The following is a 23920-nucleotide window of genomic DNA, read 5'->3' as shown; positions in this document are numbered from 1 at the left end:
AGAAATTTTTGAAAACTAAACGCAAGATTTTTTTAGTATAATACTAAGTGTCTAGGAGTTCCACTATTTTGGGGAAGATAGATGGACAGCGCAAACTTCAAAAAAAGAACCTTCATCTTAATGGTGAAGGTTCTTTTTTTTGCTGAAATCATAAAATAAATGCGTAGTTTATTAGTGAGAGGAGGAAATGAATGACTGAAAATGTAAAAAAATTGGCTCATCAATTAATTGAATGGGGCGTCCTTCATGGGGCGCAAGACGTTTATTTTTTACCCAATGATACCGAAATAGCCATCTCTTTTCGGACAGGGATGCAACGGACACTTTACACACAAGTTTCCGCAGAAATAGGCGAAAAGTTAATTTTCCACTTTAAATTTATAGGCGGCATGGATGTCGGAGAAAGACGAAAAGCACAATTAGGCGCGACAACTTATCTAATTGGCGAGACGAAGCAACGCTTGCGTTTATCATCTGTGGGAGATTTTCAGAATCGAGAGAGCTTGGTAATTCGTTTTTTGCACCGATTTGGTGAACAAGCTGAACATTTTTTCTTTCCCCACCAGCTGAATGAAATTGAAGCATCTTGTCAGAAACGAGGACTTTATTTATTCAGTGGGCCAGTTGGTTCTGGGAAAACAACAACCATGTATCGTGTGGCTAAACAAAGAAGTGGCGAACAACAAGTGATAGCGATTGAGGATCCTGTTGAAATTGAGGAAAAGCAGTTTTTACAGTTGCAAACAAATGAAAAAATTCAGTTAACGTACGAAGCCTTGATAAAAGTTTGCTTACGCCATCATCCTGATATTTTGATTATTGGTGAAATTCGTGATGGCGAGACGGCTCAAGCAGTTATTCGAGCCGCCTTAACGGGTCATACTATTTTTGCGACAATTCACGCCCGTAACTTATTGGGGGTGCAACGGCGTTTGATAGAATTAGGTGGCCCAGAGCATGAATTGGCTGAATGCTTGCAAGGTATCATTTATCAACAGATTTTGACAACCACGATTAATAAGGAACAAGTAGCAGGAATTCTTTATGATTATTTCTTCTTTAAGGAAGCCGTTATAAAGAGTAGTTGGCAAAAGAATCTAAGAAAGGCGTGGGCGTATGGGTTTATTACAGAAAAAACGTATTTTCAAGCCATCGAATAAATTAACGAAAAAACAACAGCAGCTTTTTCTGAAACTATTAGCGGATTTGCTTGCAAATGGTTTTAATATACAAGAAAGTTTTTCCTTCATGAAAAAATCAAACGCATTACCTCAGCACAGTATAACTTTTTTAGTTGAAGGCTTTTCCTCAGGCATTGCCTTACAAGCTTTAGTTGAAGAATTAGGGTTTTCAACAATGGTCTCGGCACAATTGTCGTTTGCTACTGCACACGGGGATTTGGTAGGGACACTACAAGCGATTTCCGAACATTTTTTTCAAACGGAAAAATATCGGCAACAGTTCTATAAAATAATTAGTTACCCGCTGCTCCTGATTGTTTTTTTGATTCTCGTCATTGTTGGTATCCGGCAATTTTTATTGCCCCAATTAATGGAAAATGATGCCAATAGTTATTCTAAAAATATTGGGATTCTTCTGATTGTTTACAGTCCATACATTCTGGTTACCTTAGTTTTTGTCCTCTCATTTAGTTTCTTCATTTTAAACCGTTATTTGAAGCATCAGTCTGCTATTCAGCGGGCCTTCGTATATCTGAAACTGCCAATTATCCGTGGCCTTTATCGGGAATACGTCAGTGCTTTTTTTGCACTAGAATGGGGGAAGTTGCTTGCGCAAGGATTAGAAATGAAAGAGGTCATCGATTTGATGCGCCATACAACCAATTACCCCTTAATGAAAGAATTAGCTGGAGCAATTAGTGAAGGACTGCTAGTTGGTGAAACCTTACATAGACAATTAGCTGCTTATCCTTTTTTTACAAAAGCATTGGGTTTAATGATTCAACAAGGGGAAGTAAAAGGAAAATTAGGCAAGGAGTTGATGGTTTATAGTAATGTCTGTTTCCAAGGTTTTTTCAAAAAAATTGAACGAGTCATTACTCTCGTTCAACCACTTATTTTTATCATAATTGCTTGTTTAATTATCGGTGTTTATGGGGCAATGTTGCTGCCTATTTATGGCAATATGGAAGGAGTTTTATAATGAAAAAGAAACAAAAATACGCAGGGTTTACATTATTAGAAATGTTGATTGTCTTATTGATTATTTCCGTATTGATTTTACTTTTTGTCCCTAACTTAGCGAAACATAAAGAAACAGTTGACAAAAAAGGCAATGAAGCAATCGTAAAAATTGTAGAATCACAAATCGAGCTCTACACACTAGAAAAAAATAAGACGCCTTCCTTAAATGAATTAGTCAACGAAGGCTACATTACTAAAGAGCAGTTAGATAAATATACAGCAGAAAAGCAATGAACAAGTCAGCAGGATTCACATTAATGGAAACACTTGCTAGTTTAACGATTGTTTGCTTTATGACTATGCTCCCAACACTCGCTATTCACCGCTGGCAAGAAACATTAAAAATTGAACAGTTTCTTGCTACGGTAGAAAAACAACTTCGTTTTGCGCAACAGCAAGCAATTGTTTTAGAGGAAACACAAGAAGTTTGGTTTTTTGAAGAACAACAAAGCTTTTCATTTCCTGATAAATTGAACCAATCAGCTGGAAGGACTTCGCTAGCTGTACCTGAAAAAATGACAGTGAGTGGCCCAAGCAAACTCAGTTTTCTTCATTCGTCAGGGAACAATGGCCGTTTAGTGAAATATATTTTTACTTGGACTGAAAAGAAACAGCAACTTATTTTACAATTTCAGATGGGGAGTGGCAAATATACGAAGAAAATTAACTATTTATAGCGGTTTTATTTTATTAGAGAGTCTCGTTAGTTTTAGTATTGTATGTGTGGTAGCAGGGATATTCTCCCTGGCTATTACACAATTAATTCAGCAAAATTATCAACGGGAGCAAGAATTAACGCGCACTCGTCTAGGATACGAAGCAATTTTATTTTTAGAGCAGACGGGTGATTTACGTTTCAAAGAGCGGATATATCAAGGAGAAACTTACCGATTTTCTTTGATGGAGAACGAGGGAAGAAGGATACTAAAAGTCACAGATTCAAGAGGAGCGATTTTGATTGGTGAATAAAAAATATGCGGGTTTTACGATGTTAGAGTGTTTAGTGGCACTAGTCGTTTTAAGTTGTATGTGTCAATTGTTTCAGTTGATGATTCAACAAAGTTTTATCGGAAATCAATATTTGAAAAACAATGATTCGAAATCCTGGCATATTTTTTTAATTCAATTAGAAAAAGAATGTCAAAAGCTCGTTTTCCAAACAGGCTCTGCTCAAGAGATTTCTTTCCTAGACTCAGAAACAAACAAGACTATTTCAATTCAAATCAAAGAAGATAAAATTATTAAGCGAGTCAATGGTAAAGGCTACCAACCGCTGTTAATTGGTATCAAAAATGGACAGTTTAAAAATGAAGGACAATCGTTTACTTTGGAAGTTACTTTTACTTCTGGAAAAACATTTGATAGTTCTTTTCCAATAAAGGGAGAATTTTAATGAGGCAAAAATATTCAGGAAACTTATTGTTCACGGCCGTGGCCTTTGTTTATTTAATGAGTTTTCTCACCCTTCAGTTACTAGAAGAACGTCAGTTAACACAAAAATTTACGCAAGCTACCCAGGATTACTATGCAGGGAAAAGTATCCTTCATTTATTTCTTGCAGATGTTAAACAAAATAGACGAAAGTTAAAAACAGAAGAAAGGCTCGTATACGCGCAAGTGACCCTCGATTATACATACAAAAATGAACAATTAAGAATAACTGTTTTATTAAACAAATCTGGTCGAAAATACCAATATCAAGAGAGAGTTTCTCATCAAAAAAAAGCGGAAACAATACTGGAATAGCGTTGTTTTTCTACAAATTATTAGATTTTAGAAGAAAGACAGTAAAGGCATTGATTATTCTTTCTTTTTTCGTTAAAATAAAACAGGTATGGAAGTTGTTACATTTTGAATAGAATAGAGGTGCTAATTTGTTCCCAGAAAAAATTGAAGAGGCTTTCGAGCCAATGGAACAAGCAATCCAGTTATTGCAACAGTCATTGGATACTTCTTTTTTAGATGCGTATATTGAAAATGGTGAAAATATTTTAGATGATTTTCAAGTACGAGTACTTGACGGAGTACCTAATCCAGAGACAGTGAAACAATTAGAAACGCTGTATCATACGATTAAAAAAATTGATTTAGCTCCTGAAGATGTGCGACGCTTGTCCCAATTACTTTTGTTAAAAGGAACGAGAAAAGAGCAGCTTCAAGCAAATCATCAATTGACGCCAGACGGTATTGGCTTTTTGTTTGTTTATTTAGTAGAACAATTAACAAATAAATCAGAGCCATTAAAAATTTTAGATCCTGCTTCAGGAATGGGAAATTTACTGTTAACGGTTCTGCTGAACCTTGAAACAGCTGGTTACAAAGTTTCTGGTTATGGTGTGGATATCGATGAAACACTTTTGGCAGTATCTTCTGTGAACAATGCTTGGTCACAAGCCAATATTCAGTTGTTCCATCAAGACGGATTGCAAGATTTGTTATTGGATCCAGTTGATTTAGCATTAAGTGACTTGCCGATTGGCTATTATCCAAATGATGAGCGAGCAAAGGGATTTGCTGCTGCTGCTGAGGAAGGCCATAGTTATGCGCATCATTTATTAATGGAACAAGCCATGAAATACGTGAAGCCAGCAGGGTTTGGCTTATTCTTAATCCCGACCAATATTTTAGAGACTGAGCAAAGTGAATTCTTTAAAAATTGGTTGACAAAAAATGTCTATTTACAAGGAATGATACAGTTACCTGATGAATTGTTTAAGTCAGAACAATCACGTAAAAGTATCTTGCTTGTTCAAAACAAGGGTGCAGATGCTGAGCAAGTGAAGGAAGTTTTGTTAGCAAAACTTGCCTCTTTGAAAGATATCAATAAAGTAACGGAGTTCTTTAAACAATTTGAAGCTTGGAAAGCTTCAAATTTAAAATAAAATAGTAACGAAGAGGAGAAAATTATGTCTAAAACAATTGCAATTAATGCAGGTAGTTCAAGTTTAAAATGGCAATTATACCAAATGCCAAATGAAGAAGTGATCGCTAAAGGAATCGTTGAACGTATTGGCTTAAAAGATTCTATCTTCACAATTAAATATGGTGAAGGACAAAAATATGAAGTGATTGTTGATATTGATAACCATGAAGTGGCAGTAAAAATGTTACTAGACCAATTAATCGACTTAAACATTTTAGGTTCTTATGATGAAATTACTGGTGTTGGTCACCGTGTAGTTGCTGGTGGAGAAGAATTTAAAGATTCTGTTGTTATTACAGACGAAGTATTAGAAAAAATTGAAGCTTTATCTGAATTAGCACCTTTACACAACCCAGCGAATGCGATGGGGATTAAAGCATTTAAACATATCTTACCAGAAATCATTAGCGTGGCAGTCTTTGATACGTCGTTCCACACAACAATGCCAGAACACAACTATTTATATAGTGTACCGCGTGAATACTATGAAAAATTTGCTGCACGTAAATATGGGGCACATGGAACAAGTCATCGTTATGTCTCTCAACGTGCTGCAGAAATGTTAGGTCGTCCAATTGAAGACTTGAAAATTATCACTTGTCACTTAGGTAATGGTGCTTCAATCACTGCAGTTGATGGTGGTAAATCAGTCGATACATCAATGGGCTTCACTCCTCTTGCTGGCGTTACAATGGGGACTCGTTCAGGGGATGTTGATGCGTCACTATTGCCTTATTTAATGACAAAACTTGGCTTGACTGATGTACAAGACATGGTTGATATTTTAAACAAAAAATCTGGTTTATTAGGTTTAACAAATGGTTTATCAAGCGACATGCGCGATATTCAATCAAACTTAGATAAACCTGAAGTTCAAACAGCATACAACATTTTTATCGATCGTATTCGTAAATACATTGGTAGCTATGTCACTGTTATGAATGGCGTTGATGCGATTGTCTTTACTGCTGGAATCGGTGAAAATGCAGTTGGCGTTCGTAAAGATATTATTGATGGCATGACTTGGTTTGGTTGTGAAATCGATGATGACAAAAATAATGTACACGGTGAAGAAGCAGTTATCTCAACTGATGATTCAAAAATCAAGCTTCTATTAGTACCAACTGATGAAGAGTTAATGATTGCCCGTGACGTAGAACGTCTAAAATAATTAAACGAACACACCTTGTGAGATGCTCTCACAAGGTGTGCTTAATAGGTAAATAAGAAAAAACTGAGCCAACTATCAAAAGTGATAGTTGGCTCAGTTTCTTTTTATTTTTTATTTTTCTTCATTTTTTGGTAATTTGTTGTCTAAATCCGTCCGTACAACGAGAACATCGCAACTAGCGTTACGGATAACTGATTCAGAGACAGAGCCAATAAATAAACGCTCAACGGCATTTAATCCAGTTGCTCCTAACATAATTAAATCAATGTTGTATTCTTTTGGTAATTCTTTGGCAATGATGTTCTTAGGAGAACCATAGGCTAGAACGCTAGAGACTTTTGTTTGTCCCATATCCACCGCTTGTTGTTGGTAGGTGTCTAAGGTTTCTTTTGCCATTGACATTGCTTCTTCTGCTAGCGCACCATCAAAAGAGGACACTGATTGGAAAGAGCGCGTATCAACAACATGTGCTAATAGTAATTCAGCATCGTTTCGTTTAGCGACGTTGACCGCTTTTTTAAAGGCTAAGTCTGCTTCGTCAGAACCATCGATTGCTATCATAATTTTTTGATATTGTTGTAACATAATAACCGCTCCTTTCAGCGTAAAAAAATCATTAATTGTTTCTATAATAATTGTAAAACAAACAAAGAAAAAAAGAAACTGAAACCGCTTCTTTTTTTCTGAATATTGGCATTTTTTTGTAAAAAAAACTTCGTTCAAAAAAATCTTTTTGAACGAAGTTTTAAATTCATCGTCTTTTATGACATTTTTTTTGCAAAAGTTAAACTAAACAACGTTGAAAGTAATAAAACAAAAAAGATAAAACCAATTGACAATAACGGGCGATTAAAAATAGCCGCTAGAACACCTAGAATGGCGATAATCAAGTAATAACGCCCAAAACGTTCGATAAACTGTTGACTTTCTGTTGCAGTTTCTTTTTTTAAGAGTGGTAAAAAAGCTGCACTTTTCTTCATCAAATAATAACTGGCTACGCCTGTGACAACGGCGAGTAATAGTACGAGTATACGAATCATCTTGTCCTCCAAAAAAAAACAACTTGCCAGAGCAAATTGTTTAGAAATCTTCATAAAAATGGTAAAATCCGTCGATGCCGGTAATCGTCCTAGAGTATTGAACCCGCAAGATAAGCAGGTGGGTTCCTCGATCGCAGTATTGAACTACCAAAAGAAAAGGCATGTTACCAACTTTGATACAAGCAGGATCCCTAGATATCAATAAAAATGTTCGGTCAACACAGTGAAAGGACAACGCGTACATCACAGATTTACCATCTTTATAATAGCATACTCTCTCAAAATCGGCAACGAGATTGTTTCTTTTTTTGAAAGCGTATTATTTTGTTATTTTTTCTGTTTCCATTCTTGGATACGCTTGAGTTGCTGATGTAAGGCTTGTTCATATTTACCAATATCAATCGGCTCGTAATAACGTGCCTCTTTTAATTTGTCAGGTAAGTATTGCTGATTGACCCAACCGTTTTCAAAATTATGTGGGTATTGATAACCAATACCACGGTTTAATTCTTTGGCTCCAGCATAGTGGGCATCACGCAAATGATCAGGAACGTCTCCCACAGAGCCTTGTCGAATATCTGCCAAAGCAGCATCAATCGCTGTGACTGCAGAATTTGATTTTGGCGATAAACATAAATCAATGACGACACTAGCTAGAGGAATCCTAGCTTCTGGAAACCCTAGCTTTTCGGCGGCTTGAACAGCGGTGACTGTCCGAGCGGCGGCCGCAGGATTCCCAAGACCGATATCCTCGTAAGCAATGACCATTAAACGACGACAAATAATCGGTAAATCACCTGCTTCAACTAAGCGACCCAAATAATGAAGTGCAGCATCTACATCGCTTCCTCGGATCGACTTTTGGAAAGCGGAAATCACGTCATAATGGGCATCGCCATCTTTATCATGGGTTAAGGCTTTTCGTTGCACGCACTCTTCAATAATCGGTAAGGTGATCTTAATTTCGCCTTGTTCATTTTTGGGTGTTGATTTAACAGCTAATTCTAGTCCATTTAGCGCACTACGTAAGTCACCGTTCGTTGCGCGTGTCAAATGTTGTAATGCTTTTTCTTCTAAGTGGACGGGATAATCGCCTAAGCCACGTGTGCTATCGGTTAAGGCTTCTTGAATCGCTTGCTGAATGTCTGTTTCTGTTAAAGGCTTTACTTCAAAAATTTGCGTGCGACTACGAATCGCAGGGTTAATTGTAATATATGGATTTTCGGTAGTGGCTCCAATCATAATAATTCGTCCGTTTTCTAAATGAGGGAGCAAAAAATCTTGTTTTGTTTTATCTAATCGGTGAATTTCATCAAGCAGTAAAATCACTGTGCCACTCATTTTGGCTTCTTCAGCAACGATTTGTAAATCTTTTTTAGTGTCTGTGGCCGCGTTCAACATGCGAAAGGCATAATTTGTTGAACCAGCGATTGCGCTGGCAATACTGGTTTTTCCAGTGCCAGGCGGCCCATAAAGAATCATCGATGAAAGCATTTTGGCTTCGACCATCCGACGAATAATTTTACCAGGGCCGACTAAATGTTGTTGACCAACCACTTCGTCTAAGTGACGAGGTCGCATTCGATAGGCTAAAGGTTGTTGCATAAAAGGACCTCCTTTTTCATAATCATCTTATTATAACATAAAGAACGTACATTCGCTTTTTGGTGGTTTTTTGGGTTTTAGATGGATATAGCGGAAGGTTTCGTGTATGATAGGGAGTGGTGAAAGAAATGAAAGAAACGATAAATATCTTTAACACAAAAACAACTGAAGAAGTGGCACAATATTTGTTAGGGATGTATTTAGAGAACGAAACAGCAACAGGCGTTTTAGGTGGGTACATTGTGGATGCAGAAGCTTATTTAGGTCCTGATGATGAGGCGGCCCATAGCTTTGGCTTGAGAAAAACGCCACGCTTACAAGCCATGTATGACAAACCAGGCACGATTTATTTATATACTATGCACACGCATTTAATTTTAAATATGGTGACACAAGAACAAGGCAAACCACAAGGGGTGATGATCCGTGCGATTGAACCTGTTGAAGGTGTTGACAAAATGATTGAAAATCGCCAAGGACGTCAAGGCGTGGAATTGACCAATGGACCAGGTAAATTAGTTGCAGCCTTAGGAATTGATAAGCAATTATATGGGCAGTCGATTTTTTCTAGTTCGTTACGGATCGTGCCAGAAAAACGAAAATTTCCGAAAAAAATTGAGGAACTACCACGAATTGGGATTCCCAATAAAGGTCGTTGGACAGAGTTGCCTTTAAGATACGTCGTGGCTGGCAATCCATATATTTCTAAACAAAAAAGAACAGCAGTAGACCAAATAGATTTTGGCTGGAAGGATGAAGAAAATGAAAAAAGCAACAATGCTCACATACTTAGAGGAACAACTTGAAAAACACTTAGCAGATTACGAAGTAGGCCTTGATTGGGATCGCAAAAACCATACCATCGAAGTCATTGTTCGTTTATATGCAGAAAACAATGAACAAGTGGCGATTGATGATGTTGACGGTACGCTTTCAGAAGAAGAATTCATTGAATTTGAAGATGGCTTGTTATTTTATAATCCGCAAAAGTCAGTCGTTGATGATGAAGAGTATTTAGTCACAATTCCTTATGAAGGAAAAAAAGGGCTACGCAAAGCAGTTTTAGACGGATTCATTCACTATTTAAAAGTGGTTTTAGATGAAGGGCAAAGTGATTTGTTAGACTTTTTATCAGATGAAACAGCGGAAGTTTTTGAATTGCATTGGGAGCCAGCAGATTTTGAAGCGATGATTAAAAAAGTGGTAGAAACAGAAAAAGAACAATGGATTGCGTATCCAAGTTATTAATTTAGAGGTGAGAACATGAAGTGGACAGAAGTAAAAGTAGAAACGGCTAGCGAAGCAGTTGAAGCAATTTCAAACATTATGATGGAAGCTGGCGCAAGTGGTGTGGCCATTGAAGATGCGTTGGACATTGAAAATTTTGAAAGTGATCTGTATGGGGAAATTTTAGATAAAGAGCAATTCACCCACATTAAAGAAGGGGCGATTGTGATGGCTTATTTTCCTGAAACAACCTTCTTACCAGAAATTTTACCATTTATGAAAGAAAATATTTTACGCTTGCCAGAGTACGGCTTATCCATTGGTAAAAACGAAATGACAATTAGTGAAGTAGCAGAAAGCGACTGGGCAACTGCTTGGAAAAAATATTATCATCCTGTCCGTGTCACACGATTCTTAACGATTGTGCCAAGTTGGGAAGCCTATCACGCACAAGATGAAGCAGAAAAAATTATCACATTGGATCCGGGCATGGCTTTCGGTACAGGCACGCATCCAACGACTCGTTTAACCTTGCAAGCTTTAGAAACTGTTTTACGTGGTGGCGAAACAGTTCTAGATGTAGGAACGGGTTCTGGTGTTTTGAGTATTGCAAGTCGCTATTTAGGGGCTAAAGACGTCTACGCATATGATTTAGATGAAGTAGCAGTTGCAGCGGCAAAAGAAAATATGGATTTAAATCCTATTGCGGCCGATGTTCATGTGTCAGCCAATGATTTACTAAAAGGGATTGACCATTCTGCTGATGTAATCGTCGCAAATATTTTGGCAGATATTATTGTGTTAATGATTGAAGATGCTTGGCGTTTGCTAAAACAAGACGGTACCTTCATTATTTCTGGAATTATTGAAGATAAAAAAGCAATGGTTTTAGAAGCACTAACGAAAGTCGGTTTTGTGGTGGACCAACTCTTTAATCAAGGCGATTGGTATGCGATTATCTTGAAGAAACCAGAGGAAGAGTAAAATGCAACGGTATTTCATGAAAGAAGATTATCAAGAAAAAGATTTGTATAAAGTCGCAGATGAAAACTATCATCATATTGTGCGAGTTATGCGAATGACGCCGAATGATCGTTGTTATTTAGTATTTCAAAATAAAACTGCCATTTTAGCTGAGATTGTGGAAATTGATTCAACATCTGTTTACTTTAAAGAAATTAGTAAAGAAGAAATGGACAAAGAATTGCCAATTGAAGTGACGATTGCGTGTGGGTTACCAAAAGGGGACAAGTTAGAATGGATTGTTCAAAAAGGCACGGAGCTAGGTGGCAATCAGTTTATCGGTTTTCCTGCGAAAACTTCCGTTGTCAAATGGGACCACAAAAAAAGAGCAGCCAAAGAAAAAAGATTACAAAAAATTGCCACAGAAGCGGCGGAGCAATCGCATCGGCAGCAGACACCAAGTGTTTCTTTGGTGGAAAAAACACAAGAAATCATTGCACAATTTGACTCATATGACACAGTCTTGGTTGCGTATGAAGAATCAGCAAAACAAGGAGAAAAAAGTCAATTAGCACTAGTATTATCCACTTGCCAGCCAGGCGCACGTTTGTGTGTGCTCTTTGGACCTGAAGGTGGCTTTGCACCGCAAGAAATTGAACAATTTCTGCAGGCTGGGGCGAAACTTTGCGGGTTGGGTCCGAGAATTTTACGAGCAGAAACAGCACCGTTGTATCTTTTAAGTGCGGTTAGCTACCAAATGGAACTTTTAAATTAAACGAAAGCCCGCCTGTAAAATTCTTGTAGGCATTCTCTTTGAATAAAGAGAGAGTAAAAAAGCGACAGTGATTGAAATTTAAGGGAAATTTAGTATAATAGAGTTGTTGAAAGTGCTACTGTTTCAAGTGGTACTTTTCTTTTTTATTAAAATAGATAAAACGTGAACGAAGTGTTCTTTATCCAAAGGTCACCTTCATAGAGGAGTGAATACCATGCCAAAAGAAGAAATACTGACAGGCCCAGCGGTCATCAAAATTGTAAGTACCTATATGGGACCAGAACATGTTGAGTTGGTTCAAAAAGCATTAACTTATGCTGAAAAAGCACACGAAGGTCAAGTCCGACAATCAGGTGAACCTTACATCATCCATCCGATTCAAGTGGCAGGCATTCTGGCTGAATTACATATGGATCCCCATACTGTAGCAACAGGATTTTTACATGATGTTGTCGAAGATACGGACGTAACACTGGACGATTTAAAAGAAGAATTTGGCGAAGACATCGCAATGTTAGTCGATGGCGTGACGAAACTAGGAAAAATTAAATATAAATCTCATGAAGAACAATTAGCCGAAAACCATCGGAAAATGTTATTGGCAATGGCGCAAGATTTACGGGTCATTATGGTGAAACTAGCCGATCGTTTGCACAATATGCGCACATTAAAACATTTACGTGAAGATAAGCAACGACGGATTGCGCAAGAAACTTTAGAAATTTATGCGCCTTTAGCACATCGCTTAGGGATTAGTCGAATTAAATGGGAATTAGAAGATACGGCCTTACGTTATATTAACCCCAACCAATACTATCGAATTGTTAATTTGATGCAAAGCAAACGCGATGAACGTGAAGCTTATGTGGCAGAAGCAGTCGAAGATATTCGTTTAGCTACGGAAGATTTAGAAATTTACGCAGAAATATATGGTCGACCAAAACATATTTATTCAATCTATCGTAAAATGAAGGACCAAAAGAAACAGTTTAATGAAATCTATGACTTATTAGCCATTCGTGTTATTGTCGATTCCATTAAAGATTGCTATGCCGTGTTAGGGGCGATTCATACACGTTGGACACCAATGCCAGGTCGTTTTAAAGATTATATTGCTATGCCAAAAGCGAATATGTATCAATCTATCCATACGACAGTTATTGGGCCAAAAGGGAATCCAGTAGAGGTCCAAATTCGGACCCATGAGATGCACCAAATCGCCGAATTTGGGGTGGCGGCTCACTGGGCCTATAAAGAAGGCAAAGCGGAAAAAATTGAAACAGATGAACTGACGAAGCAAGTCGATTGGTTCCATGAAATTATTGAATTACAAGATGAAAGCTATGATGCTTCTGAATTTATGCAAGGTGTGAAAGAAGACATTTTTAGTGACAAAGTCTATGTCTTTACGCCAAGCGGAGATGTAACCGAACTGCCAAAAGGCTCCGGACCACTAGATTTTGCCTACAGCATTCATACTGAAATTGGGAATAAAACAACCGGTGCGAAGGTCAACGGCAAAATGGTACAGTTAGACTATGTCCTAAAAAATGGGGATATTATTGAAGTCCTAACATCACCGAATTCTTTCGGACCTAGTCGCGACTGGCTGAAAATGGTTAAAACAAGTAAAGCCAAAAATAAAATCAAACGTTTCTTTAAAGAACAAGACCGTGAAGATAACATTATTAAAGGGCATGATGCTGTCATTAAATACATGACAGAAATCGGCTTTACACCGAAAGAATTTTTAACGAAGAATAAAATGGCGGAAGTGCTAGATAAATTTAAATTTCAAACGGAAGATGATTTATTTGCGGCAGTAGGTTATGGCGAAGTAAGTGCGCAAGTAGTGTGCAATCGTTTAACAGAAAAAGAACGCCGCGAACAAGAGTTGGAACGCCAACGTCAAGAAGCAGAAGAGTTGCTAAATCAGCCAGCCAAAAAAGAATCAGAAAAAATGAAAGTTCGTCATGAAGGCGGCATCGTGATTCAAGGGGTGGACAACCTATTGATTCGTTTAAGCCGCTGTTGTAATCCAGTGCCTGGTGATGAAATCGTTGGTTACATTACCAAAGGACGTGGTGTTTCAATTCATCGTGCGGACTGTCCTAACGTACAACATCAAGAAGAACTAGCACAACGTCTAATTGAAGTTGAGTGGGAAGATACCGAGCACAGTCGCAAAGAATACGCTGCCGATTTGGAGATTTACGGCTATGATCGTAGTGGCTTACTAAGTGATGTTTTACAAGTCATTAGTTCGATGACAAAAAATTTAGTCGGCGTTGAAGCTCGTCCATCCAAAGATAAGATGGCCCAGATTCATGTCACTGTGAAAATTCAAAACCTTTCTCATTTAAAAACCATCGTTGACAAAATTAAAAGTGTACCAGATGTTTATAGTGTTCGTCGAACCAATGGGTAAGTGTTAAAAGTGAGGCAAAAAAGATGAAAGTAGTTATTCAAAGAGTCAGTCAAGCACAAGTTGCGATAGAAGAGCAGATAGTGGGACAAATCAAACAAGGATTCATGGTGCTGGTGGGCATCCATCAAGAAGACACGCCAGAAGATGTGGCTTATGTTGTTGGCAAAATCAGTAAATTACGTGTTTTTGAAGATGACGAAGGAAAAATGAATCGCAGTATTCAAGAGATTGAAGGATCAATTTTGAGTATCTCTCAATTTACCCTCTATGCAAAAACTAAAAAAGGCAATCGTCCCAGTTTTATTGAAGCGGCTCGTCCAGATGTGGCGATTCCTTTGTATGAATTATTTAATCAACAATTAGAAGCAGAAGGAATAGCGGTAGCCACAGGAGAATTTGGCGCGGATATGCAAGTGTCGTTGACCAATGATGGTCCAGTGACCATTGTGATCGATACACGAGAAAAATAATTGATTTTCCTGTCGGAACCACTTGACTTTCTAAGAGAACTTTAGTAGTTTATAGATAATATTAAAAATCTACGAAGGAACGAGTAAGTTTCATCTGTCTGCGAAGAGAGAGTTGCCGTGGCTGAGAGCAACTTCAACAGTGAAAGTGAAAGACATTCTGGAGATGGACGGAAGAAAAGCCGTCCCGTTACGAGCGTTAATCGTTGAGGAAAGAGTAAAATCTTTCAAAACTAGGTGGTACCGTGTAAAAGAGACTTTTACGCCCTTGTATGTTCAACATACAAGGGCTTTTTTCATTTTTAGAAAAAAGAAAATGGCGCACACATTTTTGTGGAATGATAGAAGGAGAGAAAGACAATGAGTTATCAAAAACCAAAAGGAACAAACGATATTTTGCCAGGAACTTCTGAAAAATGGCAATTTGTGGAAGAAACAGCTCGTTTGATTTTTAAAGATTATCAATACCAAGAAATCAGAACCCCGATTTTTGAACATTATGAAGTAATATCTCGCAGTGTTGGCGATACTACAGATATTGTTTCAAAAGAAATGTATGATTTTTATGATAAAGGAGATCGTCACGTGACGCTACGTCCTGAGGGGACAGCGCCAATTGTTCGGGCCTTCGTTGAAAATAAATTATATGGTCCGGAATATACGAAACCATATAAAACCTATTACATGGGGCCGATGTTCCGCTATGAACGCCCACAAGCTGGTCGTTTGCGTCAATTCCATCAAATTGGTGTGGAAGCATTTGGTAGTGAAAACCCAGCATTGGATGTTGAAATCATGGCTATGGCTTTGGACTTCTTCAAACAATTAGGCATCCAACAAATCAAATTAGTTATTAATTCCTTGGGGGATAAAGAAACACGCGCTACGTACCGTCAAGCATTAATCGGTTATTTAGAGCCCCATATGGCAGAATTAAGCGAGGATTCACAACGTCGCTTACACGAAAATCCATTGCGGGTGTTAGACAGCAAAGATAAAAAAGACAAGGTGATTGTCGCGGAAGCGCCCTCCATTTTAGAGTATTTAAATGAACCATCTAAAGCACATTTTGAAGCAGTAACTGATATGTTAGATTTACTAGAAATTCCTTATGAAATTGATAGTAATATGGTTCGCGGCCTGGATTATTATACACACACAATTTTTGAAATTATGAGTGAAGCGCCTAAAATGGGGGCACAATCAACTATTTGTGCAGGGGGCCGATACAATGGTTTAGTTGAAGAATTAGGCGGCCCAGATACACCAGGCTTTGGTTTTGGTATGGGCATTGAACGAGTGTTGTTAACAATGGAAGCTGAAGAAGTTGTGATTCCAGCGTTATCTGAATTAGACGCATATGTGGTTGGCATTGGTTCAGAAACCAATGTCGCAGCTTTACAACTTGTTCAAAGCATTCGTAACTTTGGTTTCTCAGCTGATCGTGATTACATGAATCGCAAACCAAAAGCGCAATTTAAAACGGCCGATAAATTACAAGCAAAATTAGTTTTAACAATCGGTGAAAATGAATTGAATGAAGGCATTGTCAACGTAAAATCAATGGCAACACGCGAAGAAAAAGCCTTCCCGTTAAGTGCTATTCATGATTCATTTGATGAAGTGTATGACGAAATGATGACAAAAATGATTGAAGAATAAAAAGGAGAGATTGAGAAATGGCAAAACGCACAACCTATTGCGGCAATGTATCTGCCGAATTTATTGAAAAAGAAGTTGTATTAAAAGGATGGGTTCAAAAACGTCGTGACTTAGGAGGCGTTATCTTTATTGATTTACGTGACCGTGAAGGAATCGTCCAAGTGGTCTTTAACCCAGAAAAGTCAAAAGAAGCATGGGAAATTGCTGATAAATGTCGTAGTGAATACGTCATCGAAGTTAAAGGTCAAGTCGTTTATCGTGATAAAGAAGCGATTAATCCCAAAATGAAAACTGGCGAGTTTGAAGTGATGGCGACTGACATTACGATTTTAAATACTGCGAAAACAACGCCATTTACCATTGAAGATGACAATAACGTTAATGACGAATTGCGCATGAAATATCGTTATTTAGATTTACGTCGTCCATCAATGACAAACAACATTAAATTACGTCACCAAGTAACGAAAACAATCCGTCACTATTTAGATAATCATGACTTTTTAGACATTGAAACTCCTTATTTAGGCAAATCAACACCAGAAGGCGCTCGCGATTATTTGGTTCCTTCTCGTGTCCATGCCGGTCATTTTTATGCTTTGCCACAATCACCACAACTCTTTAAACAATTATTAATGGGAGCAGGCTTCGATCGCTATTACCAAATCGTTCGCTGTTTCCGTGATGAAGATTTACGAGGCGACCGTCAACCAGAATTTACACAAATCGATATTGAAACGACCTTTTTAACACCAGAAGAAATTCAAACATATACAGAAAATATGTTGGCTGAAGTGATGAAAGAGACAAAAGGAATTGAGATTTCTGTTCCGTTTCCACGAATGAGCTATGACGAAGCGATGGCACGCTATGGTAGCGATAAACCCGACACTCGTTTTGCTATGGAATTAATTGATGTTGCAGATGTAGTGAAAGACGTAGACTTCAAAGTTTTCCAAGCAGCGTTGGAAAATGGTGGACATGTGAAGGCTTTGAATGCAAAAGGAGCCGCAGATAAGTATTCTCGTAAAGATATGGATAACTTAGGTAAGTATGTGAGTCAATTTGGCGCAAAAGGCTTAGCTTGGTTAAAAGTTGAAGAAGATGGCTTAAAAGGACCAATTGCTAAATTCTTAACAGAAGTTAGTGATGAATTAATTGCTGCTACCAATGCAGAAGTCGGTGATATTTTAATGTTTGGTGCCGATAAACCTGAAATCGTAGCCGCTGCTTTAGGTGCGGTACGTACACGTTTAGGTAAAGAATTAGGTTTAATTGATGAATCGAAATTCAATTTCTTATGGATTGTGGATTGGCCGTTGTTTGAATATGATGAAGAAGCTGGCCGCTATGTTTCTGCTCATCATCCATTTACACAACCAAAAGCAGAGGATGTGGCCCGCTTAGCAACAGACCCAGCCTCTGTGTATGCTGAAGCTTACGATGTTGTCTTAAACGGCTACGAATTAGGCGGCGGCTCATTACGGATCCATACACGAGAATTACAAGAAAAAATGTTTGAAACGTTAGGTTTTACAAAAGAAGAAGCACAAGACCAATTTGGTTTCTTGCTAGACGCATTAGATTACGGCTTCCCGCCACATGGAGGGATTGCTTTAGGGCTAGACCGCTTAGCAATGCTATTGGCTGGGGAAGAAAATATTCGTGAAGTGATTGCCTTCCCTAAAAACGGGAAAGCAATTGACCCAATGAACAACGCACCAAGTTTAGTTTCTCCATTACAATTGTTTGAATTAAACATTGATGTAACAGCCATTGACGAATAAGTGTTAAATCCAAAGAAAGAGTGACTTCATTGACGGATGAGGTCACTCTTTTTTTGGAAAGGAAAAGATAACGAAAGACTTAAAAAGTGGCTGAGCTAAAAATCTGCCAATTGGCTGTTTTTTCTTTTTAGAAAACTTTGTATGATAACTGAGTGTATAAAGGAGCGAAACAAATGACAAAAATAATTTTAACAATTGGCGGTTCCGATCCTTTTTCAGGTGGCGGGATTCAAACAGATTTAAAAACGTTTGAAAATCATCAAGTCTTTGGCTTATCAACTTTAACTTGCCTTGCTACAGCCCCCAAGAATCATTTTCAGATTCATGACCTGGAGACCTCTTTGGTGAAAGAGCAACTCGCTTCCATACCTGCCGGGAGTTTAGACGGCATCAAAATTGGCTTGATTCACAGTGAAGAAAGTATGCTACAAATTGCAACCTTTTTGAAAAAGCATGCAGGTCTGCCGGTGGTGTTGGATCCTGTCTTGGCTTTTAAAGAAACGACTTCAGTTTATGAAAAAAGATACATGCAGTTATTGATTGAAAAACTTTTTCCATTCGCAACGATTATAACGCCTAATTTAAAAGAAGCAGAATTACTCATTGGCAGAAAATTAACAACCGTCGAAGAAGTCCAACAAGCGGCGGAAGAGTTAAACTCTTTAGGAGCGGCAACGGTGGTGATTAAAGGCGGTAATCGTTGGCTTGGTCAAGAAGCACGTGACTTTTTTTATGATGGACAACAACATATTCAATTGGTCAAAGAAAAAGTAATGGCCCACACCATTGATGGCGCTGGTTGTTCCTTTGCCTCTGCAATTGGTGCGAATTTAGTTAAAGGATATCCGTTAATTGAAGCAGTTGATTTAGCAAAAACATACGTTCATGAAGCCATTGTTTCTGGGGTACAGCTAAATGCAGCTTTTGGAAGTGTGTGGCATGAAGGATTACTAGCAGGAGGTGTGGCGGATAATGACAAGAAAAATTAGTCTATATGCAGTAATTACCGCTTTAACAGTGACTGTGTCAATGGTCTTTATTATCCCCGTCCCAGCAACAAATGGCTTTGTTACATTGGCGGATGCAGGGATTTACATTGCTAGTTTACTTTTTGGTCCGATCGGTGGCTTGACAGTCGGAGCTTTAAGCGGTGGCTTAATTGATTTATTGTCAGGCTATCCACAATGGTTCGTTTTTTCGTTATTGATTCATGGCGGACAAGGTTGGTTAGCAGGGCACTTCTTTAATAAAAATAAAAAGATGCAAACGCTAGGATTACTTTTAGCCAGTCTCCTCATGATTAGCGGGTATGCTTTAGCGACTAGCTGGCTTTACGGCGTGGGTGCGGGGATTGCCTCATTACCAGGGAATATCATTCAATCCTTATTTGGGGTGATTGTAGCATTGCCTCTTAGTCAAACATTAAAACGTGTGTTACCAAAAAATGGTCGTTTAGAAGAAAGAAGGATGAACAAATGACTATCGATGAAAAAATGTTAAAAGAACAGTTAGTGACAATTACAGAGGAAGTCATTACAGCAGGAAATTTACAAAAAGGGGACCTATTTGTTTTAGGTTGTACCACCAGCGAGGTAGTAGGTGGCGTCATTGGTAAAAATTCCAGTGCCGAAGTAGGACAATGGATTGTCTCAACCTTAATTGAACAATTAGATAAAAAAGGCATCTCTTTGGCTGTCCAAGGATGCGAACATATTAATCGTGCTTTAGCGATGGAACGTCGTGTGGCTGAAGAAAAAGGCTTTGAAATTGTCTCGGTAGTACCACAATTACATGCTGGCGGTTCTTGTTCAGTGGCTGCCTTTGAAAAATTTGATGAACCTGTGGAAGTTGAACATATTGTTGCTCAAGCAGGGATTGACATTGGCGATACATCTATCGGTATGCATGTAAAACATGTGCAAGTTCCTCTTCGCTTGAGCATTCGAACGTTAGGTGCGGCCCATGTTACAGCATTATATTCTCGTCCTAAATATATTGGTGGACCAAGAGCCCATTATGAAACCACCCAAGAACGAAATCGTTAAGATTTCGTTCTTTTTTCATTTCTATAAACATTTGATGAATCTTCCGTAATTATTATAGGAATCTCTTTTTTTCTCTCGGTAAACCACGTATAATATGAAAAGAAATGTAATTTATTGAAAACCTGAAACGAGGCTATTATTTATGAAAAAAATTTATGACGGACTGCCAGTTCATGACTATACAACAAAATTTTCTGTGTCGATTGTCTATGCTATTCTTGCATCAATTGCCATGAACTTTTTCTATCAACCAGGAAATATTTATTCCAGTGGCTTAACAGGCTTGGCACAAATTTTAACAACCCTCTCAACAAAAATTGTCGGTTTTAATGTGCCTGTCTCTATTACATTGTATCTGTTAAATGTGCCGTTATTCTTTATTGCGTGGAAGAAAATAGGTAAGAAGTTTACAATTTTTACTTTCATTACCGTGACTTTAACTTCATTATTTATGCATATTGTTCCGCAAACGGTGATGACCCAAGATCCAATTATCTGTGCTATTTTTGGTGGGGCGATTTCTGGATCAGGAATTGGTTTTGTCTTAAAAAACGGGGTTTCTTCTGGGGGCTTAGATATTCTAAGCATTACCATTCGAAAAAAAACGGGGCGTTCCGTTGGCTCGATTTCAATTTATTTTAACGCACTAATTGTCTTCGTTGCAGGCTATTTATTTGGCTGGCAGTACATGTTCTACAGTGCGTTATCAATTTTTGTAAGTGGGAAGGTCACAGATGCCGTTTATACTAAGCAAAAGAAAATGCAAGTTATGATTGTCACCAAAAACCCAGATCGAGTCGTGGATGAGATTCAAAAGAAAATGCGCCGTGGTATTACAATTATTCATGAAGCGGAAGGGGCATATCGCCACGACCGCCAAACTGTTTTGCTAACTATTGTGACACGCTTTGAGTTGCCAAGTTTAGAAGCAGCCATGAAAGAAAGCGATCCGAATGCCTTTGTCAGCATCTCAGATAATGTTAAAATTTTAGGACGTTTTTACGAAGAAGATTACAAATAAAAGGATATGAAGCAACGAGAGAATGGCTGTGTCTATTCTTTCGTTGCTTTTTTTGAAAAATAAGTAAAAAAATGCTTTGTGTGAGGACCTGAAATTCCCATTTAAACAAGAAGTTAATTGAAAGACGTTCGTGAATTCCTTTTCTTTTGGTTTAATTAAATCTAATTATTCGGAAATAAGTCGCTATTGTTTCTCGCAAACGAATGCTTTGTTTGGATTTGAAAGAAAACGATGAAAAAAGAATCATTTTTATTGAAAAGACCCAAAAAAACTGGTACACTAAGTGTGTAATTGATAAGTACTTTTAATACTGTTATGAATAAATAGTAGGAAAAACGAACATCAATTCTATTTTTTTAAAGTTCATAGGTCGTTTTCAGTCTTACTTGGACATATTTCGACCCACAAAAGGAGCGCATCATGTTAAAAGAATTTAAAATGATTGAAGCAGTTGCTCCAGATATGCTCGATGTATTACAAGAAAGATTCCAAATTCTTCGCAATATTTATTGGATGCAACCTATTGGACGTAGAAGTTTATCAGAAACGATGGGAATTACAGAGCGAGTCTTGCGTACAGAAACAGATGTTTTAAAGCAACTCAACCTGATTGAACCTTCAAAAAGCGGAATGACATTAACAGAACGCGGTTTGGAAGTCTACCAAGGCTTAGAATTAGTCATGAATCAATTGCTTGGCATGCACCAAATCGAAAAAGAAATGACACAGTACTTTGGCATTCAACGTTGTATCGTTGTTGCAGGAGATAGTGATATCCAAAAGAAAGTTCTTTCGGACTTTGGAGATGTTTTAACCAATACGCTGAATTTACTCTTACCAAATGGTGAGAATACAATTGCGGTTATGGGTGGGACAACAATGGCCATGGTGGCCGAAAATATGGGATCACTAGAAACTGAAAAACGTCATAATTTGTTTGTTCCAGCCAGAGGAGGGATTGGTGAAGCAGTTTCTGTCCAAGCCAATTCAATTAGTGCTGTAATGGCCAACAAAACGGGTGGTAACTACCGGGCGTTATATGTCCCAGAACAATTGAGTCGTGAAACGTATAATAGTTTATTACAAGAACCCTCGATTCAAGAAGTTCTTACGTTAATTAGTCATGCCAATTGTGTGGTGCACAGTATTGGTCGAGCGTTGCACATGGCGGCACGCCGAAAAATGTCTGATGACGAAATGGTTATGCTCAAACAAAAAAATGCCGTGGCAGAATCGTTTGGTTATTTCTTTGATGAAGAAGGAAAAGTGGTCTATAAAATCCCACGAATTGGTCTTCAATTAAAAAACTTACAAGAAATTCCCTATGTCGTCGCAATTGCGGGCGGCAAAACGAAAGCCAAAGCCATTCGCGCATATATGAAAAATGCACCAAAACAAACGTGGCTCATCACAGATGAAGCTGCTGCAAACGAGATTTTAAAAGGGGTAACCCTTTAAAATAAAAAATTTTTGATTTTCATAAGGAGGAAATCTTTAATGACAGTTAAAGTAGGTATTAATGGATTTGGACGTATCGGACGCTTAGCTTTCCGTCGTATCCAAGATGTAGAAGGAATCGAAGTAGTTGCAATCAACGACTTAACAGATGCTAAAATGTTAGCACACTTGTTAAAATATGACACAACTCAAGGCCGTTTCAACGGTACAGTTGAAGTTCACGAAGGTTCATTCAACGTTAACGGCAAAGAAATCAAAGTTTTAGCTAACCGTAACCCTGAAGAATTACCATGGGGCGAATTAGGCGTAGACATCGTTTTAGAATGTACTGGTTTCTTTACTTCTAAAGAAGCTGCTGAAAAACATTTAACTGCTGGTGCAAAACGTGTAGTTATTTCAGCTCCTGGTGGTAACGATGTACCAACAATCGTTTACAACACAAACCATGAAACATTAACTGGAGAAGAAACTGTAATTTCAGGCGCTTCTTGTACTACAAACTGCTTAGCTCCAATGGCTAAAGCTTTACATGACAACTTTGGTGTTGTTGAAGGTTTAATGACAACTATCCACGCTTACACAGGTGACCAAATGACATTAGACGGACCACATCCTAAAGGCGACTTCCGTCGTGCGCGCGCTGCTGCTGCAAACATCGTACCTAACTCAACTGGTGCTGCTAAAGCAATCGGCTTAGTAATCCCAGAATTGAACGGTAAATTAGATGGCGCTGCTCAACGTGTTCCTGTAGCTACTGGTTCATTAACTGAATTAGTTACTGTATTAGACAAAGAAGTTACTGTTGATGAAGTGAATGCAGTAATGGAAAAAGCTGCTAACGAATCTTATGGTTATAACACAGACGAAATCGTTTCTTCTGATATCGTAGGTATGACTTACGGTTCATTATTCGATGCAACTCAAACAAAAGTTATGACAGTTGGCGACAAACAATTAGTTAAAACTGTTGCTTGGTATGACAACGAAATGTCATACACTGCTCAATTAGTTCGTACTTTAGAATACTTCGCTAACTTATAAGATTCATTCTTATCATTAGTGAAATTTGAACAATTGTGAAATAATAAGCGGGGAAGCAACGCGCTTCTCCGCTTTCTTTTTTTAAAAAAGAAAAATCCTAAAA

Annotated in this window: 27 protein-coding genes and 1 other RNA gene; 24 read left to right on the top strand and 4 right to left on the bottom strand. The window is 38.0% G+C overall.

Annotated features, from left to right (window positions below):
- Nucleotides 1-191 precede the first annotated feature (191 nt).
- The 9 genes from comGA to IGJ20_RS08600 all read left to right on the top strand — a co-directional run bounded on the left by comGA (nucleotide 192) and on the right by IGJ20_RS08600 (nucleotide 6298).
- Nucleotides 192-1160 carry a competence type IV pilus ATPase ComGA gene (comGA, locus tag IGJ20_RS08640; protein WP_002364362.1) on the top strand — a complete coding sequence of 323 codons (969 nt, stop codon included), beginning with the start codon at nucleotides 192-194 and terminating at the stop codon, nucleotides 1158-1160.
- Nucleotides 1117-2163 carry a competence type IV pilus assembly protein ComGB gene (gene comGB, locus IGJ20_RS08635; protein WP_002356990.1) on the top strand — a complete coding sequence of 349 codons (1047 nt, stop codon included), beginning with the start codon at nucleotides 1117-1119 and terminating at the stop codon, nucleotides 2161-2163. The genes comGA and comGB overlap by 44 nt, the downstream gene beginning before the upstream one ends.
- Nucleotides 2163-2438: a competence type IV pilus major pilin ComGC gene (gene comGC, locus IGJ20_RS08630; protein ID WP_002356991.1), complete on the top strand. Its 276-nt coding sequence runs from the start codon at nucleotides 2163-2165 to the stop codon at nucleotides 2436-2438. Before comGB ends, comGC begins: the two co-directional genes overlap by 1 nt.
- Complete coding sequence (gene comGD / locus IGJ20_RS08625; protein WP_002360025.1) at nucleotides 2435-2881, top strand: competence type IV pilus minor pilin ComGD; 447 nt, start codon at nucleotides 2435-2437, stop codon at nucleotides 2879-2881. Before comGC ends, comGD begins: the two co-directional genes overlap by 4 nt.
- On the top strand, nucleotides 2847-3173 hold the full coding sequence (locus IGJ20_RS08620; protein ID WP_016615218.1) for a type II secretion system protein: 327 nt from the start codon (nucleotides 2847-2849) through the stop codon (nucleotides 3171-3173). The genes comGD and IGJ20_RS08620 overlap by 35 nt, the downstream gene beginning before the upstream one ends.
- Nucleotides 3163-3597, top strand: coding sequence for a competence type IV pilus minor pilin ComGF (gene comGF / locus IGJ20_RS08615; protein WP_002366893.1), 435 nt, complete (start codon nucleotides 3163-3165; stop codon nucleotides 3595-3597). Before IGJ20_RS08620 ends, comGF begins: the two co-directional genes overlap by 11 nt.
- On the top strand, nucleotides 3597-3950 hold the full coding sequence (gene comGG, locus IGJ20_RS08610) for a competence type IV pilus minor pilin ComGG (RefSeq protein ID WP_202522586.1): 354 nt from the start codon (nucleotides 3597-3599) through the stop codon (nucleotides 3948-3950). The genes comGF and comGG overlap by 1 nt, the downstream gene beginning before the upstream one ends.
- 128 nt (nucleotides 3951-4078) lie before the next feature.
- Complete coding sequence (locus IGJ20_RS08605; RefSeq protein WP_002357063.1) at nucleotides 4079-5086, top strand: class I SAM-dependent methyltransferase; 1008 nt, start codon at nucleotides 4079-4081, stop codon at nucleotides 5084-5086.
- A gap of 24 nt (nucleotides 5087-5110) precedes the next feature.
- On the top strand, nucleotides 5111-6298 hold the full coding sequence (locus IGJ20_RS08600) for an acetate/propionate family kinase (RefSeq protein WP_002357064.1): 1188 nt from the start codon (nucleotides 5111-5113) through the stop codon (nucleotides 6296-6298).
- A 111-nt stretch (nucleotides 6299-6409) separates the two neighbouring features.
- Here the strand turns inward: IGJ20_RS08600 and IGJ20_RS08595 are convergent, their stop codons facing one another.
- The 4 genes from IGJ20_RS08595 to IGJ20_RS08580 all read right to left on the bottom strand — a co-directional run bounded on the left by IGJ20_RS08595 (nucleotide 6410) and on the right by IGJ20_RS08580 (nucleotide 8943).
- The gene (locus IGJ20_RS08595) at nucleotides 6410-6883 is read right to left on the bottom strand and encodes a universal stress protein (protein ID WP_002357065.1); all 474 of its coding nucleotides are present in this window, start codon (nucleotides 6881-6883) and stop codon (nucleotides 6410-6412) included.
- Nucleotides 6884-7059: 176 nt separating this feature from the next.
- Complete coding sequence (locus tag IGJ20_RS08590; protein ID WP_002357068.1) at nucleotides 7060-7392, bottom strand: hypothetical protein; 333 nt, start codon at nucleotides 7390-7392, stop codon at nucleotides 7060-7062.
- Nucleotides 7393-7399: 7 nt separating this feature from the next.
- Nucleotides 7400-7593: non-coding RNA, 6S RNA (gene ssrS / locus IGJ20_RS08585), on the bottom strand.
- A 72-nt stretch (nucleotides 7594-7665) separates the two neighbouring features.
- On the bottom strand, nucleotides 7666-8943 hold the full coding sequence (locus IGJ20_RS08580; RefSeq protein WP_002360030.1) for a replication-associated recombination protein A: 1278 nt from the start codon (nucleotides 8941-8943) through the stop codon (nucleotides 7666-7668).
- A gap of 128 nt (nucleotides 8944-9071) precedes the next feature.
- Between IGJ20_RS08580 and IGJ20_RS08575 the strand changes: the two genes are divergently transcribed.
- The 15 genes from IGJ20_RS08575 to gap all read left to right on the top strand — a co-directional run bounded on the left by IGJ20_RS08575 (nucleotide 9072) and on the right by gap (nucleotide 23817).
- On the top strand, nucleotides 9072-9749 hold the full coding sequence (locus IGJ20_RS08575) for a DNA-3-methyladenine glycosylase (RefSeq protein WP_231414698.1): 678 nt from the start codon (nucleotides 9072-9074) through the stop codon (nucleotides 9747-9749).
- A complete protein-coding gene (locus IGJ20_RS08570; protein WP_231414697.1) occupies nucleotides 9706-10191 on the top strand; it encodes a DUF3013 family protein in 486 nt (161 codons plus the stop codon). Before IGJ20_RS08575 ends, IGJ20_RS08570 begins: the two co-directional genes overlap by 44 nt.
- Nucleotides 10192-10206: 15 nt before the next feature.
- Nucleotides 10207-11154: a 50S ribosomal protein L11 methyltransferase gene (gene prmA / locus IGJ20_RS08565; RefSeq protein ID WP_002357075.1), complete on the top strand. Its 948-nt coding sequence runs from the start codon at nucleotides 10207-10209 to the stop codon at nucleotides 11152-11154.
- Between the two features lies 1 nt (nucleotide 11155).
- Nucleotides 11156-11908 carry a 16S rRNA (uracil(1498)-N(3))-methyltransferase gene (locus IGJ20_RS08560; RefSeq protein WP_202522583.1) on the top strand — a complete coding sequence of 251 codons (753 nt, stop codon included), beginning with the start codon at nucleotides 11156-11158 and terminating at the stop codon, nucleotides 11906-11908.
- 214 nt (nucleotides 11909-12122) lie between these two features.
- Nucleotides 12123-14336, top strand: a complete 2214-nt coding sequence (locus IGJ20_RS08555; RefSeq protein WP_002357079.1) for a RelA/SpoT family protein — start codon at nucleotides 12123-12125, stop codon at nucleotides 14334-14336.
- A 23-nt stretch (nucleotides 14337-14359) separates the two neighbouring features.
- Complete coding sequence (gene dtd, locus IGJ20_RS08550) at nucleotides 14360-14806, top strand: D-aminoacyl-tRNA deacylase (protein WP_002357080.1); 447 nt, start codon at nucleotides 14360-14362, stop codon at nucleotides 14804-14806.
- Nucleotides 14807-14945: 139 nt separating this feature from the next.
- On the top strand, nucleotides 14946-15167 hold the full coding sequence (locus tag IGJ20_RS08545; protein WP_002383130.1) for a hypothetical protein: 222 nt from the start codon (nucleotides 14946-14948) through the stop codon (nucleotides 15165-15167).
- Nucleotides 15164-16465 carry a histidine--tRNA ligase gene (gene hisS, locus IGJ20_RS08540; protein WP_202522582.1) on the top strand — a complete coding sequence of 434 codons (1302 nt, stop codon included), beginning with the start codon at nucleotides 15164-15166 and terminating at the stop codon, nucleotides 16463-16465. Before IGJ20_RS08545 ends, hisS begins: the two co-directional genes overlap by 4 nt.
- 17 nt (nucleotides 16466-16482) lie before the next feature.
- Nucleotides 16483-18252, top strand: a complete 1770-nt coding sequence (gene aspS / locus IGJ20_RS08535; RefSeq protein ID WP_002360034.1) for an aspartate--tRNA ligase — start codon at nucleotides 16483-16485, stop codon at nucleotides 18250-18252.
- A gap of 152 nt (nucleotides 18253-18404) precedes the next feature.
- Entirely contained in the window at nucleotides 18405-19241 is an 837-nt protein-coding gene (locus IGJ20_RS08530) for a bifunctional hydroxymethylpyrimidine kinase/phosphomethylpyrimidine kinase (protein ID WP_002385835.1), read from the top strand.
- A complete protein-coding gene (locus IGJ20_RS08525) occupies nucleotides 19225-19731 on the top strand; it encodes an ECF transporter S component (protein WP_202522580.1) in 507 nt (168 codons plus the stop codon). Before IGJ20_RS08530 ends, IGJ20_RS08525 begins: the two co-directional genes overlap by 17 nt.
- Nucleotides 19728-20297, top strand: coding sequence for a TIGR01440 family protein (locus tag IGJ20_RS08520; RefSeq protein ID WP_002365825.1), 570 nt, complete (start codon nucleotides 19728-19730; stop codon nucleotides 20295-20297). The genes IGJ20_RS08525 and IGJ20_RS08520 overlap by 4 nt, the downstream gene beginning before the upstream one ends.
- A 142-nt stretch (nucleotides 20298-20439) precedes the next feature.
- A complete protein-coding gene (locus tag IGJ20_RS08515) occupies nucleotides 20440-21318 on the top strand; it encodes a YitT family protein (RefSeq protein ID WP_002357090.1) in 879 nt (292 codons plus the stop codon).
- Between the two features lie 420 nt (nucleotides 21319-21738).
- Nucleotides 21739-22776 carry a sugar-binding transcriptional regulator gene (locus tag IGJ20_RS08510; protein ID WP_002357092.1) on the top strand — a complete coding sequence of 346 codons (1038 nt, stop codon included), beginning with the start codon at nucleotides 21739-21741 and terminating at the stop codon, nucleotides 22774-22776.
- 39 nt (nucleotides 22777-22815) lie between these two features.
- Entirely contained in the window at nucleotides 22816-23817 is a 1002-nt protein-coding gene (gene gap / locus IGJ20_RS08505) for a type I glyceraldehyde-3-phosphate dehydrogenase (protein WP_002357093.1), read from the top strand.
- Nucleotides 23818-23920 lie beyond the last annotated feature (103 nt).

The sequence above is a fragment of the Enterococcus sp. DIV0294 genome (genome assembly GCF_050558155.1).
Classification (GTDB): Bacteria; Bacillota; Bacilli; order Lactobacillales; family Enterococcaceae; genus Enterococcus; species Enterococcus faecalis.
This window is presented reverse-complemented; position numbering and strand designations above follow the sequence as displayed.

Coding starts and splice junctions, on each gene's coding strand:
- IGJ20_RS08595 (WP_002357065.1), bottom strand. CDS start 6,883: ATGTTACAACAATATCAAAAAATTATGATAGCAATCGATGGTTCTGAC.
- comGA (WP_002364362.1), top strand. CDS start 192: ATGACTGAAAATGTAAAAAAATTGGCTCATCAATTAATTGAATGGGGC.
- IGJ20_RS08600 (WP_002357064.1), top strand. CDS start 5,111: ATGTCTAAAACAATTGCAATTAATGCAGGTAGTTCAAGTTTAAAATGG.
- IGJ20_RS08515 (WP_002357090.1), top strand. CDS start 20,440: ATGAAAAAAATTTATGACGGACTGCCAGTTCATGACTATACAACAAAA.
- prmA (WP_002357075.1), top strand. CDS start 10,207: ATGAAGTGGACAGAAGTAAAAGTAGAAACGGCTAGCGAAGCAGTTGAA.
- comGG (WP_202522586.1), top strand. CDS start 3,597: ATGAGGCAAAAATATTCAGGAAACTTATTGTTCACGGCCGTGGCCTTT.
- IGJ20_RS08560 (WP_202522583.1), top strand. CDS start 11,156: ATGCAACGGTATTTCATGAAAGAAGATTATCAAGAAAAAGATTTGTAT.
- hisS (WP_202522582.1), top strand. CDS start 15,164: ATGAGTTATCAAAAACCAAAAGGAACAAACGATATTTTGCCAGGAACT.
- comGC (WP_002356991.1), top strand. CDS start 2,163: ATGAAAAAGAAACAAAAATACGCAGGGTTTACATTATTAGAAATGTTG.
- IGJ20_RS08580 (WP_002360030.1), bottom strand. CDS start 8,943: ATGCAACAACCTTTAGCCTATCGAATGCGACCTCGTCACTTAGACGAA.
- gap (WP_002357093.1), top strand. CDS start 22,816: ATGACAGTTAAAGTAGGTATTAATGGATTTGGACGTATCGGACGCTTA.
- IGJ20_RS08555 (WP_002357079.1), top strand. CDS start 12,123: ATGCCAAAAGAAGAAATACTGACAGGCCCAGCGGTCATCAAAATTGTA.
- IGJ20_RS08570 (WP_231414697.1), top strand. CDS start 9,706: ATGAAAAAAGCAACAATGCTCACATACTTAGAGGAACAACTTGAAAAA.
- IGJ20_RS08520 (WP_002365825.1), top strand. CDS start 19,728: ATGACTATCGATGAAAAAATGTTAAAAGAACAGTTAGTGACAATTACA.
- aspS (WP_002360034.1), top strand. CDS start 16,483: ATGGCAAAACGCACAACCTATTGCGGCAATGTATCTGCCGAATTTATT.
- dtd (WP_002357080.1), top strand. CDS start 14,360: ATGAAAGTAGTTATTCAAAGAGTCAGTCAAGCACAAGTTGCGATAGAA.
- comGB (WP_002356990.1), top strand. CDS start 1,117: ATGGGTTTATTACAGAAAAAACGTATTTTCAAGCCATCGAATAAATTA.
- IGJ20_RS08510 (WP_002357092.1), top strand. CDS start 21,739: ATGTTAAAAGAATTTAAAATGATTGAAGCAGTTGCTCCAGATATGCTC.
- IGJ20_RS08590 (WP_002357068.1), bottom strand. CDS start 7,392: ATGAAGATTTCTAAACAATTTGCTCTGGCAAGTTGTTTTTTTTTGGAG.
- IGJ20_RS08525 (WP_202522580.1), top strand. CDS start 19,225: ATGACAAGAAAAATTAGTCTATATGCAGTAATTACCGCTTTAACAGTG.
- IGJ20_RS08575 (WP_231414698.1), top strand. CDS start 9,072: ATGAAAGAAACGATAAATATCTTTAACACAAAAACAACTGAAGAAGTG.
- comGD (WP_002360025.1), top strand. CDS start 2,435: ATGAACAAGTCAGCAGGATTCACATTAATGGAAACACTTGCTAGTTTA.